Genomic DNA, 12,483 nt, shown 5'->3' on the forward strand with positions numbered 1-12,483 from the left:
CAGCGCAGAAGCCGCTTGCTCTTTAACCAGCAAGAAAAAAGCCCGGCAGCGAGCCGGGCTTTTTCATCGAGCAAATCACGCAGCGATCAGTCTTCGCGACGCAGATGCGGGAACAGAATCACGTCGCGGATGCTCGGGCTGTCGGTCAGCATCATCACCAGACGGTCGATGCCGATACCGCAACCACCCGCCGGCGGCATGCCGTATTCCAGCGCGCGGATGTAGTCCGCGTCGTAGAACATGGCTTCTTCGTCACCGGCGTCTTTCTGGTCGACCTGCTTCCTGAAGCGGGCGGCCTGATCTTCCGGATCGTTCAGCTCCGAGAAGCCGTTGGCGATTTCACGGCCGGTGATGAACAGCTCGAAGCGCTCGGTGATGCCGGGCGCCGCGTCCGACGCACGTGCGAGCGGCGACACTTCGACCGGGTAGTCGATGATGTAAGTCGGCTCCCACAATTGCGACTCGGCCGTTTCCTCGAACAGCGCGAGTTGCAGCGAGCCCACACCGGCGTTCAGGAACTGCGGCTGCGAGGCGTCCACGCCGAACTTCTTCAGCTCGGTGCGCAGGAAGGCGCTGTCGGCGAGTTGCTCGTTGGTGTATTGCGGCGCGTATTTCTGGATCGCCTGCGTGATCGTGAGGCGATGGAACGGCTTGGCCAGATCGAGCTCGCGGCCCTGATAGGTGATCGTCGCGGTGCCGAGCGAGTCGATCGCGGCCTGACGGATCAGTTGCTCGACGAAGTCCATCAGCCACTTGTAATCGGTGTACGCCGCGTAGAACTCGATCATCGTGAATTCCGGATTGTGGCGCACGGACACGCCCTCATTGCGGAAGTTACGGTTGATCTCGAACACACGCTCGAAGCCGCCGACCACCAGGCGCTTCAAATACAGTTCCGGCGCGATGCGCAGATACATCTGCATATCGAGCGCGTTGTGGTGCGTGGTGAACGGCTTGGCTGCGGCGCCGCCCGGAATCGGGTGCAGCATCGGCGTTTCGACTTCCATGAAGTCGGCGTCCGACATGAACTTGCGGATCGACGAAATCGTTTTGGTACGTGCCACGAAAGTCTTGCGCGTTTCCGGCGTGACGATCAGGTCGACGTAGCGCTGGCGGTACTTCATTTCCTGGTCGGCGAGGCCGTGGAACTTGTCCGGCAGCGGACGCAGCGACTTCGACAGCAGACGCAGTTCGGTACAACGCACCGAGAGTTCGCCCTTGTTGGTACGGAACAGCACGCCGCGCGCCGCGACGATGTCGCCCATGTCCCACTTCTTGAAGGCGTCGTACGTTTCCTGACCGATGTCGGCAGGCGTGATGAAGAACTGGATCTGACCCGAACCGTCGCGCACGGTGGCAAAGCTGGCCTTACCCATTACGCGCTTGAGCATCATGCGGCCGGCGATCGCGACTTCGAGCGGATTCGCTTCGAGCGTTTCCTTGTCGGTCTCTGCATATTGCGTCTGCAGATCGTCGGCGTGATGCGTAGGGCGGAAATCGTTCGGATAGGCGACGCCGTGCTCACGCAACTCGCGCAGCTTTTCGCGGCGCTCGGTCATGAGCTTGTTTTCGTCCATCTCGGGCGCCGGATTGGGCTGGGCCGCATTCGGCTGGGTCGGTTCGGTCATGATGATTGGGTATTCGGTGACCCGCAGGGAAGACCCACGTGCGGGTGGCCAGTCAGTGTAAAACCTCAGGCGGTAAAAAGAGGCGGCGCGACAGTGCAGGGCAGAGCGCGCCGGTTGTGCTCGAGTGGCGTTCGTGTCGGGCTTACACGCCCTGTTTCAGGCTCGCGCTGATGAACGGATCGAGGTCGCCGTCGAGCACGCTCTTGGTGTTGCTGATTTCGACGTTGGTGCGCAAATCCTTGATACGGCTGTTGTCCAGCACGTACGAGCGGATCTGGTGACCCCAGCCCACATCGGTCTTGCCGGCTTCGAGCTTGTCCTGCTCTTCCTGACGTTTGCGGATTTCCGCTTCGTACAGGCGCGATTTCAGCATGGCCATGGCTTCGGCACGGTTGCGGTGCTGCGAACGGTCGTTCTGGCACTGCACGACGATGCCCGACGGCATGTGCGTGATACGCACCGCGGAGTCGGTCTTGTTGATGTGCTGACCGCCCGCACCGGAAGCGCGATACGTGTCGACGCGCAGATCGGCCGGATTGATGTCCACTTCGATCGAGTCGTCGATTTCCGGGTACACGAACACCGACGAGAACGACGTATGACGACCACCCGACGAGTCGAACGGCGACTTGCGCACGAGGCGGTGCACGCCGGTTTCGGTGCGCAGGAAGCCGTAGGCGTATTCGCCTTCGATCTTGATCGTGGCGTTCTTGATGCCCGCGACGTCGCCGTCGGTCTGTTCCAGCACTTCGGTCTTGAAGCCCTTGCGCTCGCAGTAACGCAGATACTGGCGCAGCAGCATGGACGCCCAGTCGCACGCCTCGGTGCCGCCGGCACCCGCCTGGATGTCGAGGAAGGCGTTGTTCGGATCGGCCGGATTCGCGAACATGCGGCGGAATTCCATATCCCCCACGCGCGCTTCCAGGGCTTGCGCATCCGTTTCGCAGGCGATCAGCGTTTCGTCGTCGCTTTCTTCACGGGCCATTTCGAACAGGTCGAGCGCATCGCGCAGGTCGTCGTGAAGCGCTGTGAGTTTGCCGACCGTGTCGTCGAGCAGTTTCTTTTCCCGGCCGAGGGCCTGGGCGTGTTTCGAGTCGTTCCAGACGTTCGGGTCTTCGAGTTCCCGGTTGACTTCGATTAGACGCAGTGCTTTGTCGTCGTAGTCAAAGATACCCCCGTAGGTCGGCCGCGCGCGTGCGCAGGTCTACCAGAGAGGCTTCGATCGCGTTGAGACGTTCCGCTTCCATGTCGATCTTTTATAGCTTCGTAAAAAGGGGAAATTATAGCCGATCGTGGGCGCGCGCCGGCAGCGCCTGAGCGATCCGGCGCGTGTTTGCGGTTGATTTTGCGGCGATTTTCGACGTTTTTGCGGATCTCGCCGAAGGTTCTGCGAGCGCTGGCTTTCAGTCGGCGACTTCGGTCTGGCGATTCGCTTCTTCCCGTCGCCACGCCGGTTCCCGCTGCGGCCCGGCACCGCAGAACACGGCTTTAGCTTGCCGCGTGCTCGACGATCAGTTGCACGCGCGACACGCCATTCCACGTATCGCTCGCCAGCCGGTAAGCGACGGTGGTGCGCGCGGGCAGCGTATCGGTGTGATTGAACCAGATCGCGTTGAAGCGCTGACGGCCGCGCACGAGTTGCAGCTTCAGATGCTTGTCCTTCACCAGCGCCTGCGAGGCGATGTCGAATTCGCCCGAGAACACCGGCGCCGGGAAGCCCTGGCCCCACACGGCGGCGTCGAGCATTTCGACGAATTGCGGCGTGAAGTAGGCGTCTTCCAGTTCACCGTCGGTCTCCACGGTGCGCGAGAGCGCTTCTTCGGACAGCCATTCGCGGCCGACCGCTTCGAACGCGGCGGTGAAACGCGGCACGTCGGCGGCGGCGAGCGTCAGGCCGGCGGCCATCGCGTGGCCGCCGAATTTGACGATCATGCCCGGCTCGCGCTTCGAGATCAGATCGAGCGCATCGCGCAGGTGGAAGCCCGCGATCGAGCGGCCCGAGCCCTTGACGGTCTGGCCGCTGTCATCGGCGAGCGCGAACGTGAACGAGGGCCGGTGGAACTTCTCCTTCAGGCGTCCGGCGACGATCCCGATCACCCCCTGATGCCAGCCCGGATTGAACAGGGTGATGGTGGTCGCACCCGCCGGATCGATGGTGGACAGGTCCTCGAGCGCCTGCTGCTGCATACCGGCTTCGATTTCGCGTCGTTCGCGGTTCATCGTGTCGAGTTGCTGGGCGAGGTCCCAGGCGCGGCCGATGTCGTCGGTGGTCAGGCATTCGATGCCGAGCGACATGTCCGACAGACGGCCCGCCGCGTTCAGGCGCGGCCCCAGCGCAAAGCCGAGATCGAAACCCGAGGCGCTGCGGGCGTCGCGCGCGGCGGCGCGAAAGAGGGCGGCGATGCCGGGCTGCATCTTGCCTTTGCGGATGCGCTGCAGGCCTTGCGCGACCAATACGCGGTTATTGCCGTCGAGCTTGACCACGTCGGCGACCGTGCCGAGCGCGACCAGGTCGAGCAGGCCGTCGAGACGCGGTTCGGGCAGCGCGTCGCTGAAAGCATCGCGCCGGCGCAATTCCGCGCGCAACGCGAGCAGCACGTAAAACATCACGCCGACCCCCGCGATGCACTTGCTCGGGAACGTGCAGCCCGGCTGATTCGGATTGACGATCGCGCGCGCGGCGGGCAGCTCGTCGCCGGGCAAGTGATGGTCCGTGACCAGCACGTCGATGCCGAGCGCGTTGGCCGCTTCCACGCCGTCCACGCTGGCGATGCCGTTGTCGACCGTGATCAGCAACTCCGGCTTGCCGGCGGGATTGCGCGCGGCCAGTTCGACGATCTCCGGCGTCAGACCGTAGCCGTATTCGAAGCGGTTCGGCACCAGATAATCGATCTGGCCGCCGAGCATGCGCAGGCCGCGCACCGCGACCGCGCAGGCGGTGGCGCCGTCGCAGTCGTAGTCGGCGACCACCAGCATGCGGCGTTTGTGCTGGATCGCGTCGGCGAGCAGCACGGCGGCTTCTTCGCAGCCCTTGAGTTCGACCGGCGGCACGAGCCGGGCGAGGCCGGTTTCGATTTCGTCCGGCATGCAGACGCCGCGCGACGCGTAGAGTCGCGCGAGCACCGGATGCAGGCCGTGGCGGGTGAGCACTTCGGCGTCGACGGGAGAGCAGGCGCGCGTAACGATTTGAGTCATTCGGAAAGGCCGTGGAGCAAACAGTCAATCATTCGATGAAAAGCGAAGCGAGCACGCGCCGTCGCCAGAATTTGCGCAGGTCGCCGCGTGTGACCGTCAGCGTCACCGAACCGGTGTCGCCGCACAAGGTCAGGCCGAGTTCGCCGAGTTCGCCGGATTGCAAGGCGGCGAGCGCTGGGTCGAACCAGTCCGTTTGCAGGGCGGCGAAGGCGTCGTTCCAGCGTGCCCAGTCCTGCTCGATGTAGGGCGCGGAGAACGGATCGAGTTCGACGAGGGTGGCGGCGTTCGTCGTGGCCGCGGTCGTTGAGTTAGCCGTGTTCGCGGATGCGCGGTTCGAAGCCGTCGCCCGCCATGCCGCGAACGACGCCGGCGGGGCGCCGGTTTCGACCCCGGCCGTCATCGCGAGGCCGCGCGTGGCCGCCGCATCGGAAAGCACCCGCGCGAACGGGCTATGGACCGGCTGCGCCGCGCCTTGCGCGTGAAACCAGATCGAGTTGACGGCCGGCAGGCCGCGCGCTTCGCGCGCTTCGTTCACGGGATGCTCGAACCAGGCCATCTGCACTTCGTTCTGCAGCTTCATCCACGCGCGCGAACGCTCGCCGGAATGAGCCTCGTGCGGCAGCCAGATTTCGATGTTGCGGCCGCTCGCGCGCAGCGGCGAAGCGCCGGCGAGCGTGCCGAAGCCGTCGCCCGACAAATACCAGCGCGCGGGTCGCGGCGCTTCGATGCGCACGCCGAGTTCTTCGATCAACGGTCGGGCCACGGCCAGCAGCGCGCCGGCTTCGTCGTCGGACAGGTCGAGCGCGGCGGGATCGATCAGCACGAGATGGTCGCGCGCGATCCGCACATGCACCGGCTGCACGCAGGCCCATGTCGCGCTGCCGGGGTCGCCGCCGTCGGCGCGCAGCATGTATGGCGCGAGCGGCGCTTCGTCGGCGGCCGCCGTGCCGGACGGCAAGGCGCCGAACTGGCGGGCCACCCAGCGCTCGTGCGGCAGCGTACGTTGAAAATCTTCGCCGACCACGCGTTCCACCAGCGTCGCGCGCGCGACCATCCGGTCGAGGGCCGGACTCTGGATGGCGTGAAGGGCGGTGGAGGCGTCGGCTGCGGCGGGCAGCGCGAAGGGGAGGAGCAGATGGAGGCGGTCGGCGTGCATGATGCTGCGCATTGTAGGGCAAAGAGTGCGAGTATTCCGATCATCCGTTCCCGCGCGAACTGACGGTTCGAAACAGCGCCGCGGCGGCGGGCCTGCCCGCCGGATGCCGTCCGGATTGCAGCAGCCGCGCGCGGCGGGACCGCGCCCATGACGAGGAGACCGGCATGTCGCGAGAACTCAAAACCGAGCAGGAACTGCTCGAACTGGTGGTCAAGGCGCTCGACGCGAACCCGGCCACGGCCGGCTGGATTCCCACCGGCTTTCACGAAACCGCCGACGACGAAGACGGTTGCAACTGGGACATCAACCATCTGCACCGCGATCGCAAGGACGCCGACGCGCGCGATGCGGCGAGCGGCATCGCGGCGGGGATCATTAATGGTTTGCGCGGGCGCTATAACCTGCGCTAGCCCGGCGAACGGCGAACGGCGAACGGCGAACGGCGAACGGCGAACGGCGACCCAGCGACCCAGCGACCCAGCGACCCAGCGAATCGGCCGCATGGCCAAGCCGCCGGGCCAGCCCGAGCCCACTGCGCTTATCCCACAGGCCATCTCCAGCGGGCCTTTGCGCGAAGGCGCGGCATTGTATGGCAAACTTCGCGCTTGATCGGGGTGGCGGCGACGGCAGCCACGGTTCTCGCCAACGCGGGGCCGGGAGGTGGGCTGGCGCACGCATTGCTACGACAGCGCGCGCCGTACCGGAACCATCCGCGTCGCCGCGACACCAATGATCACGACGCTCGGGCCGCATGGCAGGCGCTTCACGCCTCTCGTGCGCGGCACAAAGCCGAAGAACGCAGAAAAGGATTCGCTTGAAATTTCCCTACGAATGGCAGATTGGCTGGCGCTACACCCGCGCCGGCAAACGCACGACCGGTAACGGCTTCATTTCTTTCATCGCCCTGGTGTCGATGTCGGGCATCGCGCTCGGCGTCGCGGCGCTGATCGTCGTGTTGTCGGTGATGAACGGTTTCCAGAAAGAAGTGCGCGACCGCATGTTGTCGGTGCTCGCGCACGTCGAAATTTTTTCGCCGACGGGTTCGATGCCCGACTGGCAATTGACCGCCAGGGAAGCCCGTCAGAACAAGGAAGTGATCGGCGCGGCGCCGTACGTCGAAGCGCAGGCGCTACTCACGCGTCAGGACGCCGTGAGCGGCGTGGCCCTGCGCGGCGTCGAGCCGTCGCTCGAACCCGAGGTATCGGACATCGGCAAGGAAATGAAGGGCGGCAGCCTGAACGCGCTGGCGCCGGGCGACTTCGGTATCGTGCTGGGCGCCGACCTCGCTACCAACCTCGGCGTGACCGTCAACGACAAGATCACGCTGGTCGCGCCCGAAGGCACCATCACGCCCGCCGGGATGCTACCGAGGCTGAAACAGTTCACGGTGGTGGGCATCTTCGAGTCGGGGCATTACGAGTACGACAGCACGCTTGCCCTCATCAACATTAAAGATGCCCAGGCGCTATTCCGCCTCGCCGCGCCAACCGGCGTCCGGCTACGCCTGAAAGACATGCAACGCGCGCCAGAGGTCGCGCACCAGCTTGCGGGCACGCTCTCGGGCGACCTCTACATTCGCGACTGGACGCAGCAGAACAAGACCTGGTTCTCGGCCGTGCAGATCGAAAAACGCATGATGTTCATCATTCTCACGCTGATTATCGCGGTGGCGGCATTCAATCTGGTGTCGTCGCTGGTGATGACGGTGACCAACAAGCAGGCCGATATCGCGATTCTGCGCACGCTCGGCGCGCAGCCCCGCTCGATCATGAAGATCTTCGTGGTGCAGGGCGTGACGATCGGCTTTATCGGCACGGCCACCGGCGTGGCGCTCGGCTGCCTGATCGCGTGGAGTATTCCGTGGCTCGTGCCGATGATCGAGCATGTGCTCGGCGTGCAGTTCCTGCCGCCGTCGGTGTACTTCATCAACGAATTGCCGTCGGAACTGATTCCGGCGGATGTCGCGCGTATCGGCCTCATCGCTTTCCTGATGTCGGCGCTGGCGACGCTTTACCCGAGCTGGCGTGGTGCCAAGGTCCGTCCCGCGGAGGCGCTGCGCTATGAATGACCGTTCCGCTAATCTCTCGATGGCCTCTCAGGAAATCGTACCGCATCCCTACGTGCTGGAAGCCACCGGCATTTCGAAAACATTCGTTCAGGGCGGCCTGAACGTGCAGGTGCTCAACAACACCGAGCTGAAAGTGCGACGCGGCGAGAAACTGGCGATCGTCGGCGCGTCGGGTTCCGGCAAGAGCACGCTGTTGCACGTGCTCGGCGGCCTCGACGATCCGAGCGCCGGCCACGTCTCGGTGATGGGCAAGCCGTTCACGCAGCTTTCCGAACGCGAACGCAACGACTTGCGCAATCGCGCGCTCGGCTTCGTCTATCAGTTTCATCATCTGCTGCCGGAATTCACCGCGCTCGACAACGTCGCGATGCCGCTGCGGATTCGCCGCATGACCACCGAAGCCGCGCGCCACGAAGCGCTCGCGGTGCTGGAGCGCGTGGGCATGGGGCATCGCGCGAAACACCGGCCGGGCGAACTGTCCGGCGGCGAGCGTCAGCGGGTGGCGATCGCACGCGCGCTGGTCACGAAGCCGGCCTGCGTGCTGGCCGACGAGCCGACCGGCAATCTCGACGGCGGCACCGCGGACACCGTGTTCAACCTGATGCTCGAACTGTCGCAAACCATGGAAACGAGCTTCGTGATCGTCACGCACGATCCCGAACTGGCGGGCCGGTGCGACCGCATCATGCGTCTGCGCGAAGGCGTGTTGTACGAAGAGCCCTCGGTGCCGGTTTGAGTTCGGCTGCCGGATCGCGTCAGCCGATGTTGCGCCGCTAGCGAGGCACATCATGTGGATCGATACCCACTGCCATCTCGACGCGTCGGAATTCGACGCCGACCGCGATTCGGTCGCGGCGGCGGCGCGGCACGCGGGTGTGGGGCGGATCGTGATTCCGGCGATCGGCCGTCAGAACTTCGCGACGGTGCGCGAACTGGCGCATCGCGTCGAGGGCGGCGCGTATGCGCTCGGCATTCATCCGTTGTTCACGCCGAATGCCGAGGACAGCGATCTCGATCTGCTGCGCATGGAAATCGAGGCGAGTCTCGACGATCCGCTGTTCGTCGGCCTGGGGGAAATCGGGCTCGATTATTTCGTCGAAGGTCTCGACGATGCGCGTCAGCAGTTCTTCTACAACGGGCAACTGCAACTTGCGCGTGAATTCGATCTGCCGGTGATCTGTCATGTGCGCAAGTCGCAGGACCAGGTGATCAAGGGACTGCGGCGGCATCAGATTCACCGTGGCATCGCGCATGCCTTCAATGGCAGTTTCCAGCAGGCGCAGGCCTATATCGACCAGGGATTCCATCTGGGTTTCGGCGGCAATCTGACCTTCGAGCGGGCCCGGCAGATCCGGCGCCTGGCAGAACAATTGCCGTTCGACGCGCTGGTCGTCGAAACCGATGCGCCGGACATCGCGCCATCGTGGATGTACAAACAGCGCAACTCGCCGGAGCAGATTCCCGCGATCGGCGCGGGCCTCGCGCAATTGCGCGGCATGAGCGCCGACGAAGCCGCCCTAGGCACAACGGCTAACGCGCTCGCCGCGCTGCCGCGACTCGCCCTTTCCTCTGCATAATTAACCTTGTTGATCGAGTGGTTCGCGCCGGGCGACACCCACGTCCGGCGGGCCTTCTCACGCCTGCTCGCGGCGAATGGGCTGGGGCCCGGCGCCGGTCGGATGGAGGGTGAATGCGGACATGGTGGTGCGGGTTTGCGTTGGGTGTGATCGCGTTGCAGCGCCAGCCGGCGTTGCCGGATTGGCGAGGTTGGCTGGCATTGGGAGCGCTGGCGTGCGCGGCGTCTGGATTGGCGCTTTGGGGGCTGCGTGCCGATGCAGGGTTGGCCGCGTCGACGAAGCCGGTTTCTCGTTTACGCCGCCCTCTCGTGCGCAGCGCGCGTTTGCGCTCGACGATCGGCTTTTGCGCCATCTGCTGCGCGGCAATGTGCGCGGGTTTCGGCTATGCCGCATGGCGCGCCGAACTGCGGCTCGCGACGAGTCTGCCCATTGGCTGGGAAGGGCGCGATATCGAAGTGACTGGAAGCATCAAGGGTCTGCCCTCGCGCGACGAGAAAGGCGCACGCTTTCTGTTCAGCGTCGATTCGGTCGACGCACCGATCGCGGCATTTCCGCGCGTGATCCAACTGGCGTGGATCGATGAAAGGAGCGAGCCGCCCTCGCTCGAACCCGGCGCGCGCTGGCGGCTGACCGTGCGGCTCAAGCGGCCGCACGGCAATGCCAATTTCGGCGTGCGCGATGCCGAAGCGAATCTGCTTGCGCGCAACGTGCGGGCCACGGGTTATGTGAGTGCGCCGTCTCGGGCCACGCGCCTGGCCGGCAGCGCGGGCGGGGTGGGCGTGAGCGTGGACCGCTGGCGCGCTGCGCTGCGCGCGCGCATCGACGCGGTGCTTGCCGGCGCGCCGCATCGCGGGATCGTCGTGGCGCTGGCAATCGGCGCGCAGGACGAAGTCAGCGCCGACGACTGGCAGTTGATGCGTGGCACCGGCACCAGTCATCTGGTGGCGATCTCGGGCTTGCACATCGGCTTCGTCGCGGGGCTGGCTGGTTGGCTTGCGGGTGCGCTGTGGCGGCGCTCTGCGTGGGTCGGCCGCAACTGGCCGTTGTGGCTGCCGGCGCAGATCGTCGCGATGGCCAGCGGCGTGGCATTTGCCGGCTTGCATGCTGCGTTGGCCGGCTTCAACGTGCCCGCGCAACGGGCCTTGTGGATGGCGGGCGTGGTTGCGCTGGCGTTTATCGGCGGACGCACCGTCGCGCGCTCGGCGGTGCTGGCGTGGGCGCTGGCGCTCGTGTTGCTGATCGATCCGTGGGCGGTCGTGTCGGCGGGATTCTGGCTGTCGTTCTGTGCGGTGGCCGCGATTCTGTTTGCGGTTTCAGGCCGGCCTCGCGTGCAGGATCATCACCAACATGGCGACGAGGAGGGTGAAGGCGGCGCGCTCTCGAGTCGGCTGGCAAGCTGGCGGGCAGGGTTGCGGCGTCGCATTCGCGGCTTCATCGAACGCGTGCGCGGCGCGGTTCACGTGCAGTTCGCGGTGACGGTCGCTCTCGCGCCACTGACGGTGTACTGGTTCGCGCAGATTCCGCTGATCGGCCCGCTTGCCAATGCGTTCGCGATTCCGTGGGTCAGTCTGCTGGTCACACCGGCGGTGCTCGCCGGCGTCGTGTTGCCCGCGCCGCTGGACGCCTCGGCGTTCCATGCCGCGCATGCCTTGCTCGCCGTGCTGGTCGCCGGTTTGCGGATGCTGACCGGTCCGGCGTGGGCGCTCTGGCGACTGCCGCAACCGGACGCGTGGACGCTGGCCGCCGCCGGAATCGGCGTGCTCTGGTGCCTCGCGCCGCGCGGCTGGCCGTTGCGCTGGGCCGCGCCGCTCACGTGGTTGCCGCTTCTGATGCCGGCCGCGCCGGGTCCGGCGCACGGCGCTTTCCGGCTGACGGCGCTGGATGTCGGACAGGGCACCTCGGTGCTGATCGAAACCGCACATCACGCCTTGTTGTTCGATACGGGGCCCGGTCCGGAATCGACGCATGCGGGCGAGCGGGTCGTCGTGCCGTTCCTGCAGGCGCACGGCGTGACGGCGCTCGACACGCTCATCATCAGCCACGCCGATTCCGATCACTCGGGTGGCGCGCCGGCCGTGCTGGATGCCATCGAAGTGCGTCAACTGCTGGCGGCATTGGCGCCGTCGAATGCCTTGTGGTCGAACGCGAAAGCACGCGGCGCCGATACCGTACCGTGCGCGGCGGGGCAGCGCTGGGAGTGGGACGGCGTCGAATTCGCGGTGTTGTGGCCGGATCCGGGGCCGTTGCAGGGGAAGCCGAACGCGCATTGCTGCGTGTTGCGCGTGAGCACGCTGGCTGATTCGGTTCAGGCCGGGGGGGCAGCCCCTGCGGCTCGGGTTGCGACTCCGACTCCGACTCCGACTCCGACTCCGACTCCGACTCCGACTCCGACTCCGACGCGGAGTCCTGCGTCGGCGAATTCCGCGCCGGGGCACGTTCAAACGAAGTCGCCGCACCTGAGCGCCTTGCTAAGCGCGGATATCGAGGCGCCCGTCGAACGCATCCTGCTTGCGCGCGATCGCAGCGCGTTGCGCTCGCAAGTGCTGGTGGTGCCGCACCACGGCAGCAAGACCTCGTCGACCGAGCCGTTCCTCGACTCTATCGAGCCGCTCGTCGCGCTATTTCAGGTAGGCTATCGCAACCGTTTTCATCATCCGGATGCGGGTGTGTTCGAGCGTTACGCGGCACGGCATATCGAGCTCGGACGCAGCGATCAGGACGGCGCGGTGCGGGTGGAGGTGGCGCCGGAGCAGGAGCCGACGCCCGGCCGGGAAACCCCCCATGCCTCGCTGACGATCGAGCGTTACCGCGATACGCAGCACCGTTACTGGATGGACCGCTGACCGGTGCGCACCGGCG

General features: G+C 65.7%; 9 protein-coding genes. 5 read left to right on the forward strand and 4 right to left on the reverse strand.

Features of this window, described 5'->3' with window-relative positions; genetic code table 11:
* Positions 1 to 86 precede the first annotated feature (86 nt).
* The 4 genes from lysS to FQ705_RS26645 all read right to left on the reverse strand — a co-directional run bounded on the left by lysS (position 87) and on the right by FQ705_RS26645 (position 5,991).
* Complete coding sequence (lysS, locus tag FQ705_RS26630) at positions 87 to 1,628, reverse strand: lysine--tRNA ligase (protein ID WP_144146156.1); 1,542 nt, start codon at positions 1,626 to 1,628, stop codon at positions 87 to 89.
* Between the two features lie 142 nt (positions 1,629 to 1,770).
* A protein-coding gene (gene prfB, locus FQ705_RS26635) for a peptide chain release factor 2 (RefSeq protein ID WP_144146159.1) occupies positions 1,771 to 2,875 on the reverse strand; the annotation gives its coding sequence in 2 pieces (ribosomal slippage) (positions 1,771 to 2,793 and positions 2,795 to 2,875; 1,104 coding nt in all).
* A 241-nt stretch (positions 2,876 to 3,116) separates the two neighbouring features.
* Positions 3,117 to 4,823: a single-stranded-DNA-specific exonuclease RecJ gene (recJ, locus tag FQ705_RS26640; protein ID WP_144146162.1), complete on the reverse strand. Its 1,707-nt coding sequence runs from the start codon at positions 4,821 to 4,823 to the stop codon at positions 3,117 to 3,119.
* A gap of 28 nt (positions 4,824 to 4,851) precedes the next feature.
* Positions 4,852 to 5,991: a regulator gene (locus tag FQ705_RS26645; RefSeq protein ID WP_144146165.1), complete on the reverse strand. Its 1,140-nt coding sequence runs from the start codon at positions 5,989 to 5,991 to the stop codon at positions 4,852 to 4,854.
* A 152-nt stretch (positions 5,992 to 6,143) separates the two neighbouring features.
* Here FQ705_RS26645 and FQ705_RS26650 point away from each other — a divergent pair, with 152 nt between their 5' ends.
* The 5 genes from FQ705_RS26650 (at position 6,144) to FQ705_RS26670 (ending at position 12,467) form a co-directional block, all read left to right on the forward strand.
* Positions 6,144 to 6,389, forward strand: a complete 246-nt coding sequence (locus tag FQ705_RS26650; protein WP_144146169.1) for a hypothetical protein — start codon at positions 6,144 to 6,146, stop codon at positions 6,387 to 6,389.
* A 404-nt stretch (positions 6,390 to 6,793) separates the two neighbouring features.
* A complete protein-coding gene (locus FQ705_RS26655; protein ID WP_144146172.1) occupies positions 6,794 to 8,047 on the forward strand; it encodes a lipoprotein-releasing ABC transporter permease subunit in 1,254 nt (417 codons plus the stop codon).
* On the forward strand, positions 8,040 to 8,783 hold the full coding sequence (gene lolD, locus FQ705_RS26660) for a lipoprotein-releasing ABC transporter ATP-binding protein LolD (RefSeq protein ID WP_144146175.1): 744 nt from the start codon (positions 8,040 to 8,042) through the stop codon (positions 8,781 to 8,783). The genes FQ705_RS26655 and lolD overlap by 8 nt, the downstream gene beginning before the upstream one ends.
* A 52-nt stretch (positions 8,784 to 8,835) precedes the next feature.
* A complete protein-coding gene (locus FQ705_RS26665) occupies positions 8,836 to 9,624 on the forward strand; it encodes a TatD family hydrolase (protein ID WP_144146178.1) in 789 nt (262 codons plus the stop codon).
* Between the two features lie 113 nt (positions 9,625 to 9,737).
* On the forward strand, positions 9,738 to 12,467 hold the full coding sequence (locus tag FQ705_RS26670; RefSeq protein ID WP_144146181.1) for a DNA internalization-related competence protein ComEC/Rec2: 2,730 nt from the start codon (positions 9,738 to 9,740) through the stop codon (positions 12,465 to 12,467).
* Positions 12,468 to 12,483: the final 16 nt, after the last annotated feature.

It is taken from the genome of Paraburkholderia sp. BCC1884, from assembly GCF_900996225.1.
In the GTDB taxonomy this organism is placed as follows: Bacteria; Pseudomonadota; Gammaproteobacteria; order Burkholderiales; family Burkholderiaceae; genus Paraburkholderia.

Coding starts and splice junctions, on each gene's coding strand:
- recJ (WP_144146162.1), bottom strand. CDS start 4,823: ATGACTCAAATCGTTACGCGCGCCTGCTCTCCCGTCGACGCCGAAGTG.
- lolD (WP_144146175.1), top strand. CDS start 8,040: ATGAATGACCGTTCCGCTAATCTCTCGATGGCCTCTCAGGAAATCGTA.
- lysS (WP_144146156.1), bottom strand. CDS start 1,628: ATGACCGAACCGACCCAGCCGAATGCGGCCCAGCCCAATCCGGCGCCC.
- FQ705_RS26665 (WP_144146178.1), top strand. CDS start 8,836: ATGTGGATCGATACCCACTGCCATCTCGACGCGTCGGAATTCGACGCC.
- FQ705_RS26670 (WP_144146181.1), top strand. CDS start 9,738: ATGCGGACATGGTGGTGCGGGTTTGCGTTGGGTGTGATCGCGTTGCAG.
- FQ705_RS26645 (WP_144146165.1), bottom strand. CDS start 5,991: ATGCGCAGCATCATGCACGCCGACCGCCTCCATCTGCTCCTCCCCTTC.
- FQ705_RS26650 (WP_144146169.1), top strand. CDS start 6,144: ATGTCGCGAGAACTCAAAACCGAGCAGGAACTGCTCGAACTGGTGGTC.